The sequence below is a fragment of the Flavobacterium sp. genome (assembly GCF_036741995.1).
In the GTDB taxonomy this organism is placed as follows: domain Bacteria; phylum Bacteroidota; class Bacteroidia; order Flavobacteriales; family Flavobacteriaceae; genus Flavobacterium.
Genome location: NZ_DAINRG010000050.1, coordinates 1 through 17934, shown reverse-complemented (window position 1 = coordinate 17934; position 17934 = coordinate 1). Strand labels below are relative to the sequence as shown.

16 protein-coding genes are annotated in these 17934 nt (G+C 37.9%); 10 read left to right on the top strand and 6 right to left on the bottom strand.

The window, feature by feature from the left end; all coding sequences use genetic code 11:
* The 3 genes from dnaK to rho all read right to left on the bottom strand — a co-directional run.
* The coding region (gene dnaK / locus V7D82_RS11640) for a molecular chaperone DnaK (RefSeq protein ID WP_333601151.1) at positions 1 to 1796 on the bottom strand (1796 nt) is incomplete at its 3' end.
* A gap of 189 nt (positions 1797 to 1985) precedes the next feature.
* On the bottom strand, positions 1986 to 2531 hold the full coding sequence (locus V7D82_RS11635; protein WP_333601150.1) for a hypothetical protein: 546 nt from the start codon (positions 2529 to 2531) through the stop codon (positions 1986 to 1988).
* A 185-nt stretch (positions 2532 to 2716) separates the two neighbouring features.
* A complete protein-coding gene (rho, locus tag V7D82_RS11630) occupies positions 2717 to 4417 on the bottom strand; it encodes a transcription termination factor Rho (protein WP_333601149.1) in 1701 nt (566 codons plus the stop codon).
* 183 nt (positions 4418 to 4600) lie between these two features.
* Here rho and V7D82_RS11625 point away from each other — a divergent pair, with 183 nt between their 5' ends.
* Entirely contained in the window at positions 4601 to 5014 is a 414-nt protein-coding gene (locus V7D82_RS11625; protein WP_333601152.1) for a DUF4293 family protein, read from the top strand.
* A gap of 58 nt (positions 5015 to 5072) precedes the next feature.
* Here V7D82_RS11625 and V7D82_RS11620 read toward each other — a convergent pair whose 3' ends face one another.
* Positions 5073 to 5567 (bottom strand): metallophosphoesterase family protein, encoded by a 495-nt coding sequence (locus tag V7D82_RS11620; RefSeq protein ID WP_333601148.1) that lies wholly within the window; start codon positions 5565 to 5567, stop codon positions 5073 to 5075.
* A gap of 134 nt (positions 5568 to 5701) precedes the next feature.
* Between V7D82_RS11620 and truA the strand changes: the two genes are divergently transcribed.
* The 9 genes from truA (at position 5702) to lpdA (ending at position 15174) form a co-directional block, all read left to right on the top strand.
* The gene (gene truA / locus V7D82_RS11615) at positions 5702 to 6439 is read left to right on the top strand and encodes a tRNA pseudouridine(38-40) synthase TruA (RefSeq protein WP_333601147.1); all 738 of its coding nucleotides are present in this window, start codon (positions 5702 to 5704) and stop codon (positions 6437 to 6439) included.
* Positions 6440 to 6441: 2 nt separating this feature from the next.
* Complete coding sequence (locus V7D82_RS11610) at positions 6442 to 8199, top strand: ABC transporter ATP-binding protein (protein WP_333601146.1); 1758 nt, start codon at positions 6442 to 6444, stop codon at positions 8197 to 8199.
* Positions 8200 to 8202: 3 nt separating this feature from the next.
* Positions 8203 to 9924: an HAD-IIIC family phosphatase gene (locus V7D82_RS11605; protein ID WP_333601145.1), complete on the top strand. Its 1722-nt coding sequence runs from the start codon at positions 8203 to 8205 to the stop codon at positions 9922 to 9924.
* Positions 9925 to 9928: 4 nt separating this feature from the next.
* Positions 9929 to 10171: an acyl carrier protein gene (locus V7D82_RS11600; RefSeq protein WP_333601144.1), complete on the top strand. Its 243-nt coding sequence runs from the start codon at positions 9929 to 9931 to the stop codon at positions 10169 to 10171.
* Entirely contained in the window at positions 10171 to 10566 is a 396-nt protein-coding gene (locus V7D82_RS11595; protein WP_333601143.1) for a MaoC/PaaZ C-terminal domain-containing protein, read from the top strand. Before V7D82_RS11600 ends, V7D82_RS11595 begins: the two co-directional genes overlap by 1 nt.
* On the top strand, positions 10563 to 11282 hold the full coding sequence (locus V7D82_RS11590; RefSeq protein ID WP_333601142.1) for an SDR family NAD(P)-dependent oxidoreductase: 720 nt from the start codon (positions 10563 to 10565) through the stop codon (positions 11280 to 11282). Before V7D82_RS11595 ends, V7D82_RS11590 begins: the two co-directional genes overlap by 4 nt.
* A 6-nt stretch (positions 11283 to 11288) precedes the next feature.
* Positions 11289 to 12749: an MBOAT family O-acyltransferase gene (locus V7D82_RS11585; RefSeq protein ID WP_333601141.1), complete on the top strand. Its 1461-nt coding sequence runs from the start codon at positions 11289 to 11291 to the stop codon at positions 12747 to 12749.
* A 2-nt stretch (positions 12750 to 12751) separates the two neighbouring features.
* Positions 12752 to 13693: a hypothetical protein gene (locus V7D82_RS11580; protein ID WP_333601140.1), complete on the top strand. Its 942-nt coding sequence runs from the start codon at positions 12752 to 12754 to the stop codon at positions 13691 to 13693.
* Positions 13694 to 13785: 92 nt separating this feature from the next.
* Entirely contained in the window at positions 13786 to 15174 is a 1389-nt protein-coding gene (gene lpdA, locus V7D82_RS11575) for a dihydrolipoyl dehydrogenase (RefSeq protein ID WP_333601139.1), read from the top strand.
* 67 nt (positions 15175 to 15241) lie between these two features.
* On the opposite strand, the gene V7D82_RS11570 is transcribed toward lpdA, so the two are convergent.
* Both V7D82_RS11570 and V7D82_RS11565 read right to left on the bottom strand, forming a co-directional pair.
* A complete protein-coding gene (locus tag V7D82_RS11570) occupies positions 15242 to 16555 on the bottom strand; it encodes a tetratricopeptide repeat protein (RefSeq protein WP_333601138.1) in 1314 nt (437 codons plus the stop codon).
* 17 nt (positions 16556 to 16572) lie between these two features.
* On the bottom strand, positions 16573 to 17934 hold a 1362-nt coding region (locus V7D82_RS11565; protein ID WP_333601137.1), incomplete at its 5' end, for a DNA gyrase C-terminal beta-propeller domain-containing protein.

Below are 17934 nucleotides of genomic sequence, written 5' to 3'. Positions count from 1 at the left end.
GCTTTGTACATTTCTTCGGAAGCATTTTTCCACGCTTCGTTGATTTTGTCTAAAGCCGGTTGAATTGTGGCTATTTCTTTAGTATCAAAAGCTACTTTCAATTCCGTAAGCGCAGCTTCTATTGCTTGTTTGTTAGCATCAGATAATTTATCGCCGTACTCTTTCAACTGACTTTCGGTTTGGAAAATCATACCGTCCGCTTCGTTTAATTTATCCGCTTTTTCTTTGGCCAATCTGTCGCTTTCTGCATTTAGTTCGGCATCTTTTTTCATTCTTTCGATTTCTTCCGGAGTTAATCCTGAAGACGCTTCGATACGAATGTCGTGTGATTTTCCGGTTCCTTTATCGGTTGCTGAAACTTTGATGATACCATTGGCATCAATATCAAAAGTCACTTCAATTTGCGGAACACCTCTTGGAGCTGGCGGAATACCATCTAAGTGGAAACGCCCGATAGTTTTATTATCTGCCGCCATTGTTCTTTCTCCTTGAATCACGTGGATTTCAACACTTGGTTGGTTATCCGCAGCCGTTGAGAATACTTGTGATTTTTTGGTTGGAATAGTAGTGTTTGACTCGATTAATTTCGTCATTACATTCCCCATAGTTTCAATTCCTAATGATAAAGGCGTAACGTCTAACAACAATACATCTTTTACATCACCAGTTAAAACTCCACCTTGAATTGCAGCACCAATCGCTACTACTTCATCAGGGTTTACTCCTTTTGATGGTTTTTTACCAAAGAATTTCTCTACTTGTTCCTGAATTACCGGGATTCTTGTAGAACCACCTACCAAGATTACTTCGTCAATATCTGAGGTTGATAAACCGGCATCTTTTAACGCTTTAGCCACTGGCTCCATAGAACGTTTTACTAAAGTTTCTGCCAATTGCTCGAATTTTGCACGAGTCAACGTTTTCACTAAGTGCTTTGGTCCTGAAGCGGTAGCCGTAACATAAGGCAAGTTGATTTCGGTTTGTGTCGAAGACGACAACTCGATTTTTGCTTTTTCAGCAGCTTCTTTTAAACGTTGTAATGCCATTGGGTCTTTACGCAAATCAACACCTTCTTCGCTGTTGAAATCGTTAGCCATCCAATCGATGATTACTTGGTCAAAGTCATCTCCGCCTAAATGAGTATCTCCGTTTGTAGATAATACTTCGAAAACACCGTCACCTAATTCAAGAACTGAGATATCAAAAGTACCTCCACCTAAATCGTAAACGGCAATTTTTTGATCGTGTCCTTTTTTATCCAATCCGTAAGCCAATGCCGCAGCGGTTGGCTCATTGATGATACGCATTACTTTAAGACCCGCAATTTCTCCGGCTTCTTTAGTAGCCTGACGTTGTGCATCGTTAAAGTAAGCCGGAACGGTAATTACTGCTTCGGTAACTGTGTAGCCTAAATAATCTTCGGCTGTTTTTTTCATTTTTTGAAGTGTCATGGCTGACAATTCTTGTGGTGTGTAAAGTCTTCCGTCAATATCAACACGTGGTGTGTCGTTATCGCCTTTTACCACTTTGTAAGCTACAGTTGATGCTTCTTTAGCACTTTCTGTGTACTTGTTTCCCATAAAACGTTTGATAGACGCTATGGTTTTGGTTGGGTTTGTCACCGCTTGTCTTTTCGCAGGATCACCTACTTTAATTTCGCCACCTTCTACAAAAGCTATTACAGATGGTGTTGTTCTCTTCCCCTCTGCGTTAGCAATTACAACTGGTTCTCCACCTTCCATAACGGCCACACAAGAGTTGGTTGTACCTAAGTCGATACCAATAATTTTTCCCATTTTTATTTTCTCCTTTTTAATTTATTTTTGATTATTCCTCTACGAGTGAATAGTACTTTGTGTTGTACAGTTTCGAGAATGACAACTATTATGCCAAGCGGGAAATCATATAAAATTGTCAGTTTTGAGTAAAATTAGGCTGACAAGATGGCATTTTCAATAATGAAATAGGATACATAAAACACGAAGTTATGTCTTGATTTTATCGGATTTTGAATAATAAAAAATCAACATATTAATAATAATGAAAGCATAATAGCCCCATTTAATTTGGTGGAAATGTTCGAATGTCCCTTCGAAAAAAAGGCAGATTACAGTAATTACCAGTAAAATCAGGTTTGTAATTGATAGTTTGTAAATCAAATTTATCTTTTTAGAAAAGGATAAAACAAAAATTATTGACATGAATAAAACGATAAAACTAAAACACAAATTCTTAAGTTCAAAGAAAACAACTTTAGAACCCTCTTCTTTTATTCCTTTTTTGAATTCTTTATAGTTAAATTCTAAAATTTCGTCAATGTTAATTTTGGCAAACTCAAATGCATTTTCTGAATCATCGTCATCAATACAATCATATGCTTTATCTAAAAAAGGTGTTTCGTAGTTTTCAAATGAATTATTTATGGTGTCAATTTCAATTTTGGCAATCTCAGTTGTATCAGTTTTTACACTATCAACTTCTACAGCTGTTGTATCAATTGCTGCTTCAGCTTTGGATTCGGCTTGTTTCATTCTATGACCATTACACGAATCATAAAACGGTGCCAACAACAATAAAAAACCTAATAACGATAAAACACGAAGCAAGCGGGTAGTTTTCATAAGAGAGAGCAATTGGGGTTCTTAAGCCAATCTTAAGAAAGCAATACAAAGCGCATGCCAAAAAAAATCCCAACCGTTACGTTGGGATTCTGTATTTAGTCGTTCATCGAAATGAGGAACTCATCGTTATTTCTGGTTTTCTTGATCTTATCGTTGATAGTATCCATGGCTTCTACCGGATTCATATCGGCAAGGAATTTTCTCAATATCCACATTCTTTGCAGTGTTTTTTCATCCAATAATAAATCATCACGACGCGTGCTTGACGAAGTCAAATCGATAGCCGGGAATATTCTGCGATTGGCAATTTTTCTGTCTAATTGCAACTCCATATTACCAGTTCCTTTAAATTCTTCGAAGATTACTTCGTCCATTTTAGAACCGGTCTCCGTTAAAGCCGTAGCAATAATACTAAGTGAACCGCCGTTTTCTACATTACGAGCCGCACCAAAGAAACGTTTTGGTTTTTGTAATGCATTCGCATCCACCCCACCCGACAATACTTTACCGGATGCCGGTTGCACAGTGTTGTAAGCTCTGGCCAAACGCGTAATAGAATCTAAAAGAATCACCACATCGTGACCACATTCTACCAAACGTTTTGATTTTTCAAGTACTATATTCGCGATTTTCACATGCTCCATGGGCTCTCTGTCGAAAGTGGAAGCAATTACTTCTCCACGAACACTGCGTTGCATATCAGTAACCTCTTCCGGTCTTTCATCAATAAGCAAAACAATCAAATAAACTTCAGGATGATTGGCAGCAATGGCATTAGCAATGTCTTTTAATAACATGGTTTTACCGGTTTTAGGCTGAGCTACTATCATACCACGCTGTCCTTTACCAATCGGGGAAAACAAATCGATTACCCGGGTAGAAACACTGGCTTGTTTATCGGCAATATTGAATTTTTCTTTTGGAAAAATAGGAGTTAAATGTTCAAAAGAAACCCGGTCACGAACCACTTGTGGGTCATGTCCGTTAATTTTTAAAACTCTAACTAAAGGGAAAAACTTCTCGCCTTCTTTTGGCGGACGCACTACTCCTTTTACCGTATCTCCGGTTTTCAAACCAAACAATCTGATTTGTGAAGTTGACAAATAAATATCATCCGGTGAGGCTAAGTAATTATAATCCGAAGAACGCAGGAAACCATACCCATCAGGCATCATTTCTAAAACGCCTTCACTTTCAATAATACCGTCAAACTCATAATCAGAGTCGCGGAAGTTATTGTGTTTTTTTCCTTTAAAATTGGGGTTGTTATTACCATTCCCGTTTTGGTTAGGGTTTTGGTTTTTGTGCTTTGGTTCTCTATTCCCATCAATAGACTGTGGCTGACTTGGGCCTGGATTAGCTTCTGTCTCTTCCGTTGGGGTCTGTTTTTGTACTCCTTCAACTTCAGTATCATCAGTCCCTTGTGAAGGTTGAATCGGAGTAGCATTTTTCTTTTTCTCGAACGGCTTTTTAAACTTAGGGTTTTTATTTTCGGGAGCCGGTTTTTCTTCAGCAGCAACTACCCTTTCTGTAGTTTCATTGGCAAACAAATCACTTTGATTCGTTTCAGCAGGCTTTTTAGTTTCTGGAGTAATTCGGGCCCGTTTTCCCTTATTATCCTGTGGTTTTTCAATGATTTGTGGTTTTGCAACAGCAACAGTATTATTTTGGTGTTCCAAAATTTGGGTAATTAGTGTATCCTTTTTGGCACCGGTAACTTTTATGGTTTTAGCCAACTTGGCAATTTCTTGAAGCTCAGCAAGCTTCATTTCTTTTAGGGCAGAAATATCAAACATGAATATTGTTTTGATTTAAATTCGTTTTTGGAAAATACTACAAATGTGGGTAGAAATTATTGTAAAGAATAGTCCGAAGGATGAAGTACTTACGGATTTGTTATGCAATAATACAAATAATATTTTACCACGCAATAGTATTTTTTAAAAAGAAACTATATTTTTGTCCAACAATTTTTCGAAATTATGTTTAGAGTACAAACTTATTATTTGATTATTTGCCTGATACTAACCGCTGTTTTGCCGTTTGTATTTCCTTTATGGAAAGACACCGCCGGAAAGCCGTTTTATTTTATGATGGATATTGCTTACATTACCTTTTTTGGCTTGAGCACTACACTGTCATTATTGAGCATTTTATCACATGCGAAAAGACAACAACAATTTGTCATGGGCAGATTGAATATCATATTGAATTTAATTTTATTAGGATTATTTGTGAATCGAACACTAAATCTATCCGGAGGAACGGCTACCGTTTCGGAGAAGGGTATTGGGATGTTCTTACCTATTTTTTCTATCGTATTTTTGGTTTTGGCCAACAAAGCCATCAAAAAGGATGAAGATCTCGTAAAATCTGTGGATCGTTTGCGATAAACCTATAAACTTAGTTTTTTAGTGCTGCAAAAAACCCGAATCTTATGGTTCGGGTTTTTTATTTTTTACCCAATTCAATAATCTCCAAATTCTGAATCTTATCGCCATCAATTTCAAAACGCAACATCGTTCGCACCTGATGAAAGCCATAAATTCCGCAAGCTCCCGGATTCATATGCAATAAATTCAGCTTTTTATCAAACTGTACTTTCAGGATATGCGAATGACCACAAATGAATAACTTAGGCGGATTGGTTTGTATTTCAGTTCGAATCGCCTGATTGTATTTTCCGGGATACCCGCCAATATGGGTAATCCAAACATCAACGCCTTCGCAAAAAAAACGATTGTGCAACGGAAACTCCATCCGTGCTTTATCGTCATCAATATTGCCATACACCCCGCGCAACGGTTTGATAGCTTTTATCGTATCGGTAACTCTCAAATCGCCAATATCGCCGCCATGCCACACTTCATCGGCCTGATGAACGTATTTCAAAATAGCATCATCCATATGGCTGTGCGTATCGGAAAGCAAAAGGATTTTTTTCAAGGTAAAAGGTACTAAGGTATTGAGATGATAAGGTTCTGAGATTGCAAATATAATCAATGAAATTATGAAAACTTTAAACATCAAATTTAAAAACCTTTGTACCTTAGCGCCTCAGAAACTTAGAACCCAAAAGTTTGAGATATTTTATCGAATTAGCTTATAAAGGAACAAACTACCACGGTTGGCAATACCAGCCCAACGCTGATTCCGTGCAGGAAACGCTCAATAAGGCTTTATCGCTTTTATTGAAAACCGAGATTGATATTGTGGGTGCGGGTCGCACCGATACTGGAGTCCATTCCAAACAAATGTATGCTCATTTCGATTATGAGACCGAGATGGACATCCCGCAATTGGTACACAAACTCAATTCCTTTTTACCGAAAGACATCGTGATTTTTGATATCCTGCAAGTCGCTGATGAGGCTCATGCCCGGTTTGATGCCAAAAAAAGAACTTACGAATACCACATTCACACGAAGAAAGATGCCTTTGAGAATGAAGGCAGTTGGCAGTACCAACACGAATTGGATTTAGACAAAATGAACGAAGCTTGCCAGATTCTTTTCAAGCATACTGATTTTGAATGTTTTTCGAAAACCAATACGGATGTTCACACTTTTAATTGTGTTATTTTTGAAGCACATTGGCAACAAATTGGGGCCAAAATCATTTTCACCATTTCGGCCGACCGATTCTTGCGAAACATGGTCCGTGCCATTGTAGGAACAATGATAAATATTGGTTTGGGAAAAGTGAGTTTAGCTGATTTTGAAAAAATAATCGAAAGCAAAGATCGCAGTCAGGCAGGGTTTTCTGTGCCGGCTCATGGTTTATACTTAACAAAAATTGAATACGAATACTTACCCTAATTATGCAAGCAAAGGCATTCGATACTAATTTATTCAAACGCATTTTGAAATACACCAAGCCTTATAAAAAAAGGTATTACGGTGTGATTTTCTTTGCGGTGTCGTTATCCGTTTTTGCAGCGCTTCGCCCCTATTTATTGAAGCAAACCGTTGATGCTTATATCAAACCTAAAGACGAACACGGCTTGCTTTTTTATGTAACACTGATGGGAATTGTATTGCTGTCTGAAGTGATTTCCCAATTCTATTTTGTGTATTGGGCCAACTGGCTTGGACAAGACATCATCAAAGACATTCGAACCAAGCTGTTCCAACACATGCTGAGTTTCCGGATGAAATATTATGACAATGCGCCGGTTGGACAATTAGTTACTCGCTCAGTTTCCGATATTGAACAAATAGCGCGTATTTTCAGTCAGGGATTGTTTATGATTTTCAGTGATTTGATGAAAATGGTTGTCGTGCTCCTCTTCATGTTCTATATGAACTGGCGGTTAACCTGGATTGTCATTATCGCCATGCCGATCTTGGTTTATATCACAAGAATATTCCAAAGAAAAATGCAGGTAGCTTTTGAAGAAGTGCGAAATCAAGTGGCCAATATGAATACGTTCGTACAGGAACGCGTAACCGGAATGAAAATTGTGCAGCTATTCAACCGCGAAGCCATTGAATATGAAAAATTCAAAGAGATCAACAGCAAGCATAACAACGCCTGGATAAAAACCATTTTTTACAACTCTATCTTCTTCCCTATTGCCGATATTATTTCGTCGTTAACTCTTGGTGCAGTGGTGTTGTATGGTGGTTTTCATATTTTGGATGGAGATAAATTTACCACCTTTGGCGATTTGTTTTCCTATACCATGTTCATCGGAATGTTGTTCAACCCGTTGCGCCAGATTGCGGATAAATTCAACGAAATGCAAATGGGAATGATAGCGGCCAATAGAGTGTTTGATATTTTAGACAGCAATACCGACGTGCAATCCAATGGCACACAAGTAGCCGGGCATTTCAAAGGCAACATCCGTTTTGAAAATGTTCGCTTCAGTTATATTGATAACGAAGAAGTGTTGAAAGGCATCAATCTCAATGTCAAATCAGGCGAAACCATTGCTATAGTTGGGGCAACCGGTGCCGGAAAATCGACTATTATTAATCTGCTGAATCGCTTTTACGAAATCAATTCGGGAGCCATTTATATTGATGACCATAACATCAACAATTTCCAACTGGAAAGTCTGAGAACCCAAATAGCCATTGTTTTGCAGGATGTTTTCCTGTTTGCCGACACGATTCACAATAACATTACACTAAATAATCCGGCCATTTCCCGCGAAGATGTTGTGGAAGCGGCTAAGAAAATTGGTGTCAACAAATTCATCAAAAGTCTGCCTGGCGGATATGATTATGATGTAAAAGAACGCGGTGTCATGTTATCATCGGGGCAACGCCAGTTAATTGCTTTTCTGCGGGCTTATGTAAGCAATCCGAGTATTTTAATTTTGGATGAAGCTACTTCTTCCATCGATACTTACAGCGAAGAACTGATTCAAAAAGCAACCGAAAGAATAACGCAAGGCCGGACTTCCATTATCATAGCCCATCGTTTGGCAACCATTGTAAATGCTGATAAAATTATTGTGATGGACAAAGGCCATATCGTAGAAGAAGGCACGCATCAGGAATTGATAAACAAAAAAGAAGGCTACTATAAAAAATTATACGATTCTCAGTTTGCCACAGCAGTAGAGTAAATCATGAAGACATTCCAACAGTTAAAAAAGAATCTGAAAAATGATTTTGCGGGTTTACAAAAAGTAAAAGTTGCGGTTTTGGGCGACACGGCTACTCAGTTTCTGACGCAGGCCATAAGAGGGTTGGGTTTTGACAAAGGCTTTGATTTGCATATTTGGGAAGCCGATTTCAATCAAGTAGAACAGCAAATTGCCGATAGTGCTTCAGATCTGTATGAGTTTAAACCCGAGATTGTCCTTATTTTTCAGTCTTCTCATAAATTGTTATCCAAATACAATAAGCTCAAACCCGAAGCCTGTTCTTCATTAGCCTCAAATGAAATCGATTCGATTGCCTTTATGACTGACAATCTGAACAGTCAACTAGAGGCGAAAATCATTTATTACAATTACACCGAAATTGACGATTCCGTTTTTGGCAATTATGCCTTAAAAACTGAGTCATCCTTTCTGTTTCAATTGCGAAAATTGAATTTTGAGTTGATGCCTTTTGCCGCAAATAACGCTAATTTCTATCTGTGTGATCTGTCCACTATTCAAAATCAAATAGGGAAATTTAACTTTTTCCAGAGTTCTATTTATGTCAATACCGAAATGGTATTGAGCTTAGATGTCTTGCCATTGGTAGCTTCGCGAACATTAGACATTATAGCCTCGCTTCACGGAAATTTCAAAAAATGTGTCATTTTAGATCTAGACAACACGACTTGGGGAGGCATCATTGGCGACGATGGCATGGAGAACATTCAGATTGGAAGTCTAGGCATTGGCAAAGCTTTTTCAGAATTTCAATATTGGATAAAGAAGCTCAAAAACCGTGGCATCATCATCGCTGTTTGCAGTAAAAACACCGAATCAGTAGCCAAAGAACCTTTTGAAAAACATCCGGATATGGTATTGCGATTGGAAGATATTTCCGTTTTCGTTGCCAATTGGGAAAACAAAGCGGATAACATTCGACACATCCAAAGCATATTGAATATTGGTTTTGATTCGATGGTTTTTTTGGATGACAATCCGTTTGAACGCAACATTGTTCGCGAAAATATTCCCGGAATTACTGTTCCTGAATTGCCAGAAGACCCTGCCGAATACTTGGAATATCTCTATACTTTGAATCTTTTCGAAACCGTTTCCTTTTCAGGCGAAGATGCCGAGCGCACCAAAATGTACCAAATTGAAGCACAAAGAGCTAGGGTGCAGCAAAAGTTTACCAATGAAGATGACTTTTTAAAAAGCCTGGACATGGTTTCTTTGGTAGAACCCTTCAATAAATTCAACAATCCCAGAGTGGCTCAGTTGTCGCAGCGTTCGAATCAATTCAATTTGAGAACCGTTCGCTATACCGATGCCGATATTGAAAAAATTTCTTTGTCGAAAGACTATTTTACTTTTACCTTTACGCTTACCGATAAATATGGCGACAACGGATTGATTTGCGTTATCATTTTGAAACAAGAAAATGAGCAAACCCTATTTATTGATACATGGTTTATGAGTTGCCGGGTATTAAAGCGTGGCATGAAGAATTTCGTTTTAAACACCATTGTTGCTTTTGGTTTGGAACATAATTTTGAAACGCTAAAAGGAGAATACCTCCCCACCGCCAAAAACGAAATGGTGGCTGATCATTATCAAAATTTAGGCTTTGAAAAAACAAATGATTTTTGGATCATGAATTTGAAGCAATACACCACAAAAAAAACCTATATTTCGAAAAAATAATACCATGAGCAGAGCCGATATTCTAAAAGAAGTGACCGATATTTTTATAGATGTTCTTGACAATGAAGACATCGTTTTGAACGACGAAACCCAGGCCAAAGACGTAGACGACTGGGATTCGCTGAATCACATTCAACTGGTCGTTGCTATCGAGAAACACTTTAAAATTCGTTTTACCTCCAAGGAAATTCAAAGTTGGAATAACGTGGGCGAAATGTTAAACTGCATACAGGAAAAAGGAATCTAATGTTCAAAACGGATGATATTTTTACAGCTAACTTCACTATTTCCGATGAAATCTACAACGGATTTATAAGTGTGTTTCAAGATAAAAATCCGCTACACACGGACCATCAATTTGCTGCTGAAAAAGGATTTCAATCTGTGGTAATGCACGGTAATATTCTGAATGGTTTTCTGTCTTATTTCATCGGAGAATGTTTGCCAACTAAAAACGTCATTATTCATTCGCAGGAAATTCAATATAAAAATGCCGTTTATCTGAAGGATACTTTGCAATTTAAAGCTGTAGTGGTTGGCGTTTATGAATCGGTTAAGGCTGTTGAATTCAAATTTGATTTCAAAAATTCGGAGGCTAAAACTGTGGCTAAAGGTAAAATTCAAATCGGTTTGTTATCATGAAAATACTTATCACAGGCGGTGCTTCCGGTCTTGGTGAAGCGATTACCAAAACTTTGGCAGCAACAAACAACACAGTTTATTTCACTTACAGCCAATCGGCAGCCAATGCCGAAAAACTGCAAGCTGAATTCAAAAATACTGTGGCTCTGGCTTGTGATTTTTCCAATGCAACTGACGTGAAATTGTTGTCTGAAAAAATACCGAAACTCGATTTAGATGTCATCATTCACAACGCCTATTCGGGCGACTATTTAAAAACCCATTTTCACAAAATAAACCCGGATGATTTCCTGACGGATTTTAAAGTCAATGTCCTACCGGTAATAGAACTCACACAAGCCGCTATCACTGAGTTTCGAAAAAAGAAAAGCGGAAAAATCATCACCGTATTAACTTCTGCATTGACAGCCATTCCACCGATTGGCTCGGCTGTGTATTGTGCTAACAAAGCGTATTTGGCAAAACTGACTCAAGTGTGGGCCACTGAAAATGCCAAATTCAACATCACTTCCAACTCGGTTTCGCCTTCTTTTATGGAAACCGCAATGACGAGTTTTATTGACGAGCGAGTGAAAGAACAAATCATAGAAAATAATCCGATGAAAAGACTGTTGACCGTTGAGGAAGTGGCCAAAGCGATTCAGTTTTTGGTAAATGACGCTACGGCAATCAACGGAAAAGATTTTGTGATTAACGCCGGAACCCTTCTAAAATAGCAGTTCATGGTTTTTAACTCTATCCCTTTTGTTTTATTTTTTGCTGCCTTTTTTGTTTTGTATTGGCTGGTAGTCAACAAAAACCTGAAAGCTCAAAATGCATTGCTTTTGCTGGGGAGTTATTGTTTTTATGGTTGGGCAGATTGGAAATTATTGTCGTTTTTGATTGGGGTTTCTTTGTTAAACTTCATTTTAGGAATTCATCTTGAAAATGCCACCAACGAAAAGCTAAAACGCCTTTATCTCTATATAGGATTGCTGCAAGGCCTGGGCGGACTGTTGTTTTTTAAATACTACAACTTTTTTGTGACTTCGGTTAACGAAGCTTTTTTGGCCATGCACATTTCATTGGATTTAACAACTTTGAAAATCATAGTACCCATAGGAATTAGCTTTTTTACATTCAGAACCATTAGCTATTTATTAGACATTGACAAAGGAAAAATCAAAGCCACTACGGATTGGGTTGTTTTCTTCAATTATGTGGCCTTTTTTCCTTCCCTCCTTTCCGGACCGATTGACAAAGCCAAAATGTTTATTCCGCAATTGGAAAACACCCGAACATTTGACTATGCCAATGCTGTTGACGGCCTACGCCAAATACTTTGGGGGTTATTCAAAAAAGTAGTCATTGCCAACAACTGTGCGGTGATTACCAATGAGGTGTTTGCCAATTATCAAAACCTACCAGCCAGTTCGTTACTGATTGGCGCTTTCCTATATACCATTCAACTCTATGCCGATTTTTCGGGCTACTCTGATATGGCGATTGGTGTGGCGCGTTTGTTAGGATTTAAAATCACCAAGAACTTTGACTTTCCGTTCTTTGCTCAAAACATAGCCGATTTTTGGCGCAAGTGGCACATTTCCTTAACGACATGGCTGACCGAATACGTCTTCACTCCGCTAAGCATTTATTTCAGAGATTACGGGAATTTTGGTTTGATACTGGCTATTGCCATCAATTTTACGCTGATTGGCATTTGGCACGGCGCCAATTGGACATACATTCTATTCGGATTCCTTCACGGCTTGTATTACATTCCGCTGATACTCAAAGGCACGATGAATAAGAAAAAGAAGTTGGGCACTACAACGCTTCCTAGCTTTTTAGAAGTATTCAACATCCTAAAAACGTTTGTCTTAGTTATGTTCACTTTCGTTATTTTTAGATCCAAAAGTGTGGCTGAGGCGTTTGATTTTTATGGCCATTTGTTTTCCAAATCGATAGTAGGATTACCGAAGTTTACTGGCGTTTCAACAATTTATTTCGCTTCAATATTCCTCTATATTTTCTTTTTCTTTTTTATGGAATGGAAGGCCAGAGGAAAAGAACACGTGCTGGAAAATTTTGGAATGACCTGGTCAAGAGCCGCTCGTTGGTCGGTTTATATGGTACTTTTACTTGTTACTTATTATTTCTCGAGTATCGTTTCTAACCAGGATTTTATTTATCTGCAATTCTAAAAATGAAACAGTTTTTTAAAAATAGTGTTGGGTTTGCCTGCCTGTTGATTGGGATTCTTTTTCTGATGCAACTGGCGATTTCGTACAGAATCAAAGGAAAAACAGTAACCGGATATGATACTTTAGAAGTCACATCTAATGTAAATGCCGATTTGGTTTGTTTAGGAAGTTCGCGCTGTTGGGCGCATTTTGATCCAGATTTTTTTGAAAAAAATTATGCCGTAAAAACCATAAACATTGGCATGAATGGGCATTCCGATTTAACAGCCACCATACTTCGGTTAGAGAATTATTTATCCCGAAACAAAGCGCCCAAATTCGCCATACTGAACATTGATCCTTTTGTGAGTGCCGGTAGTCTTACGAATAATACCAATTTTGTGACCAAAAATGATTATGCCCGGTTTGCTTTTTTTCCCGATGAAAAAGACGAGGCTTTTTTGGATTATTTCAAATTTGATAACACTGAAAAGTATGTACCGCTGTATGCTTTGTTTAAGTACCAATTACTTTCCGATTGCCTAACGCTTAAAAATGCCAATGCCTTCAAAGCCGGATTTGAATTAAACGATGAAAAGTGGGATACCATTAAATATCCGATTACAGCTCAAGCCAAAAAATATTTTTTTAAACCAAAAGATATTCCACAGATAGAACACGCCCTGAAAACACTTCAACAACTATGTCAAAAAAATAACATCCGATTGCTTTGTATTCAAACGCCAGCCTATAAAGTTACTTACGACACAGCCGCTTTTGAAATGCCGAAAACACTTTGTACCAAGTTAAACATCCCTTTTACAGATGCCAATTTTGAATCGGTAAGAACAAAAACCGACTGTTTTTATAACGTGATGCACCTCAATAAAAAGGGTGTTTACGAAATGAATACCTTACTGAAGAATGAAAAAAAATTGGGTACTTTTTTTAAAATAAATCCTTAAATTCGCAGTCTCAATTAATATAGAAAATCACACAAAATGGCACGAGTGTTAGCGACTGCATTTTTACCAAATAATAAAATAATTACAAGAAAATGAAATACGATATTATAGTTTTAGGAAGTGGCCCGGGCGGTTATGTAACGGCTATCAGAGCTTCACAATTAGGCTTCAAAGTAGCCGTAATCGAAAAAGAAAACCTTGGCGGTATTTGCCTGAATTGGGGTTGTATTCCAACCAAAGCACTGTTAAAATCGGCTCAGGTTTTTGATTACCTAAAACATGCATCAGATTATGGTTTAACCGTTAAAGAATTTGACAAAGATTTCAGTGCCGTAATTGCCCGTTCTCGTGGCGTTGCTGACGGAATGAGTAAAGGGGTACAATTCCTAATGAAAAAAAATAAAATCGATGTGATTGATGGTTTTGGAAAAGTAAAACCAGGCAAAAAAATTGATGTAACGGCTGCTGACGGAAAAGTAACTGAATATTCAGCGGATCATATTATCATCGCTACTGGAGCTCGTTCAAGAGAATTACCAAATCTTCCGCAAGACGGTGTAAAAGTTATTGGTTACCGACAAGCGATGACTTTGCCAACACAACCAAAGAAAATGATTGTAGTAGGTTCGGGTGCCATTGGTGTTGAGTTTGCGCATTTCTACAATTCGATGGGAACAGAAGTTACTATTGTTGAATTTATGCCAAACGTAGTACCAGTAGAAGACGAAGATATCTCCAAACAATTTGAGCGTTCGTTAAAAAAATCAGGCATTACCGTAATGCTAAACTCTTCTGTAGAACGAATTGACACTACCGGAAAAGGAGTAAAAGCATTTGTAAAAACGGCTAAAGGCGAAGAAGTTTTAGAAGCTGACATTTTACTTTCTGCCGTGGGTATCAAAACCAATATCGAAAACATAGGATTAGAAGAAACCGGAATTGCTACCGATAAAGATAAAATTTTGGTAAACGATTTTTACCAGACTAATGTTCCAGGATACTACGCAATTGGTGATGTAACTCCAGGACAGGCTTTGGCTCACGTGGCTTCGGCCGAAGGAATTCTGTGTGTGGAAAAAATCAAAGGATTGCATGTAGAGCCATTAGATTATGGAAACATTCCAGGTTGTACCTATGCTACTCCGGAAATTGCTTCTGTAGGGATGACCGAAAAACAAGCCAAAGAAAAAGGATACGAATTGAAAATCGGGAAGTTCCCGTTCACTGCATCCGGAAAAGCTAAAGCAGCCGGAACTCCGGATGGTTTTGTCAAAGTGATTTTTGATGCCAAATACGGTGAATGGTTGGGTTGTCACATGATTGGTGCCGGTGTTACCGATATGATTGCGGAAGCTGTTGTAGCGCGTAAATTGGAAACTACAGGGCACGAAATCCTAAAAGCGGTGCATCCACACCCAACAATGAGCGAAGCAGTGATGGAAGCTGTAGCGGATGCTTATGGAGAAGTAATTCACTTATAAAGAATAGATTTCATAAAAAAAGCCGAAACAAATGTTTCGGCTTTTTTGTTTGTCATTTGACTGACAATTATTCCATTTTAGCTTTTAGTGCTTTGGCTTTATCCGTCATCTCAAGGGCACGGTAAACGCTCAATAGTGTTTTATTGGCCGCTTCATTGGTACTGTCTACTTCAACCGCTTTTTCAAGATATGGCAAAGCTGCTTTAAAATTTTCGTTTCGCAATCCTTTTAAAACTTCGTAGCGTTTGTTATCTTTTTCGGTAGTGCCTAACTTATTCATTTCGGTTACCCATTTCTCATCGGATCTTAATTTTAATTCAGCCAAATTCAAATTGGCGTTGAAATAATTAGGATTAATTTCTAATGCTTTTTTATAATATTTTTCAGCATCATCCAGTTTATTGGCATTCGCACTAATAACTCCCAAATTATAAATCAAATCTGCATTATTGGGATTTTGAGCTAAAGCTTCATTAATTAACTTAGTATATGTAGCGATATCATTTACCTTTAAATACAAATCAGCTTCGGTAAGAATCAGTGAGGTGTCGGTTGGATTTTCTTTTCTGGCCTCTGCAATAGCTGCTTTAGCTTCATCAACCTTACCTTTTTGAACCAAGATTAGAGCAATGTTTTTGTAAATTTCGCCTCTTTTTGATTCTTTCTTTTCATCTCTTGGTTTTTCATGAGTTCCTGATTTGAGATAAAGATCTCTTTCATTTTTGGTGTTAAAAGTTTCCTCTTGTTGAGACGCTTTATTTACAGCCCAAAAAATGGTTCCTTCACCTGAGTAGTTCAAGGTTTTTAACTGTCCATAATAATCCAGAGCCTTATCATAATCCATAGCATTCACAGCATAACTGGCGGCATAGAACAAATTATCCTGATCTCTTTTGTCAAGCAGATAGGCATCGTATAAAACTTCACCGGCTTCGCTATATTTTTTGGCATTACCCAGTATAACCGCAAAATTTACAATTTGTGGTTTAAAAACGACAATAGTTTCATTGATATTATCAGTATACACTTTTTTGCCTGTCTTTTTCTCATAATCCAATGTTGCATTCAATCCTTTTACTAAGTCACCAATAGTTTTAAGGTTTACAATTTGAGCGATTTGCGTTGGCGTAGCAGTTTGTCCCAATGCTTTAATATCAAGAATAGGTGTTACGCATTTATAAAACGCAGCATAGACTTTATCTCCTTCTTCGGTAGCCATTGGCTCAACTTTAGCGACTAATGCTTTATACTCGGCTAAATCATTCCCTTTTATTTCATCTTTTGCATAGATTTTCTTCAAGCTTTTTAACTCATCTTTTTGCGCAAAAGAAGAAACAGAAACTAGTATTGCTGAAGCCAATACAATGTGTTTAATTTTCATGTGGTATTTTTTTAAAATTATTCTTGTGATTCAGCGGTATCTTCAGGAGTTTCGTTATCAGTACCATCATTGCTAACATCACCCTCTACAATTTCACCGTCGATATCTTCCGTATCCTCTACTTCGTCTTCTTTCATTACTTTGGTTACCGCGGCAATGGAGTCGTTTCCTTTGATATTAATCAAACGAACTCCCTGTGTGGCTCTTCCCATAACTCTCAAATCAGACACTTCCATTCTGATAGTTAATCCCGATTTATTGATAATCATCAAATCATCGGCATCACTAACGCTATTGATGGAAACCAGACTTCCTGTTTTTTCCGTAATATTCAAAGTCTTCACACCTTTTCCACCACGATTGGTGATTCTGTATTCATCCAATGAAGATCGTTTTCCGTAACCATTTTCAGAAACAACCAAGATTTCGCTTTCCATATCGTTTACAGAAACCATGCCGATTACTTCATCTTTATCATGAGCCAACGTAATGCCTCGCACTCCCGAAGCGGTTCTTCCCATTGGACGGGTTTTGCCTTCTTCGAAACGAACCAGTTTTCCGGATTTCACTGCAATCAACACTTGGCTTTCTCCGTTAGTTAATTTGGCTTCTAATAGTTCGTCATCTTCTCTAATGGTAATCGCATTGATACCATTTTGTCTTGGACGGGAATATTGTTCCAGCGGAGTCTTTTTCACCTGACCTTGTTTGGTCGCCATGATTACATAATGACTGTTGATGTAGTCTTCGTCTTTTAAGTCTTGGGTACAAATGAAGGCTTTTACTTTATCATCACTTTCAATGTTGATCAAGTTTTGAATCGCACGTCCTTTGCTGGTTTTGCTTCCTTCCGGAATTTCATACACACGCATCCAGAAACATTTTCCTTTTTGCGTGAAGAACAATAAGTAATTGTGATTGGTGGCCACAAACAAATGTTCTAAGAAATCCTGATCTCGGGTTCCGGCACTTTTTTGTCCTACTCCACCTCTATTCTGAGTTTTGTATTCTGATAAGTTAGTACGTTTGATATAACCAGCGTGAGAAATAGTAATCACTACATTTTCATCAGCAATCAAATCTTCGATACTTACATCACCACCGGAATATTCAATAACCGAACGACGTTCGTCTCCGTATTTATCTCTGATTTCAACTAATTCTTCTTTAATCAATTCCATTCTCAACTCTTTGCTGGCTAATAAGTCTTTCAAGCGTTGGATTAATTTCATGATTTCTTCGTATTCGGCTCTTAACTTGTCTTGTTCCAGACCGGTTAACTGACGCAAACGCATTTCAACAATGGCTCGTGCTTGGATTTCAGAAAGCGTAAAACGCTCAATCAATTTGGCTCTCGCTTCGTCTCCGTCTTTCGAGGA

Coding starts and splice junctions, on each gene's coding strand:
- V7D82_RS11635 (WP_333601150.1), bottom strand. CDS start 2,531: ATGAAACAAGCCGAATCCAAAGCTGAAGCAGCAATTGATACAACAGCT.
- V7D82_RS11585 (WP_333601141.1), top strand. CDS start 11,289: ATGGTTTTTAACTCTATCCCTTTTGTTTTATTTTTTGCTGCCTTTTTT.
- V7D82_RS11590 (WP_333601142.1), top strand. CDS start 10,563: ATGAAAATACTTATCACAGGCGGTGCTTCCGGTCTTGGTGAAGCGATT.
- V7D82_RS11570 (WP_333601138.1), bottom strand. CDS start 16,555: ATGAAAATTAAACACATTGTATTGGCTTCAGCAATACTAGTTTCTGTT.
- V7D82_RS11610 (WP_333601146.1), top strand. CDS start 6,442: ATGCAAGCAAAGGCATTCGATACTAATTTATTCAAACGCATTTTGAAA.
- V7D82_RS11595 (WP_333601143.1), top strand. CDS start 10,171: ATGTTCAAAACGGATGATATTTTTACAGCTAACTTCACTATTTCCGAT.
- lpdA (WP_333601139.1), top strand. CDS start 13,786: ATGAAATACGATATTATAGTTTTAGGAAGTGGCCCGGGCGGTTATGTA.
- V7D82_RS11600 (WP_333601144.1), top strand. CDS start 9,929: ATGAGCAGAGCCGATATTCTAAAAGAAGTGACCGATATTTTTATAGAT.
- V7D82_RS11580 (WP_333601140.1), top strand. CDS start 12,752: ATGAAACAGTTTTTTAAAAATAGTGTTGGGTTTGCCTGCCTGTTGATT.
- V7D82_RS11605 (WP_333601145.1), top strand. CDS start 8,203: ATGAAGACATTCCAACAGTTAAAAAAGAATCTGAAAAATGATTTTGCG.
- rho (WP_333601149.1), bottom strand. CDS start 4,417: ATGTTTGATATTTCTGCCCTAAAAGAAATGAAGCTTGCTGAGCTTCAA.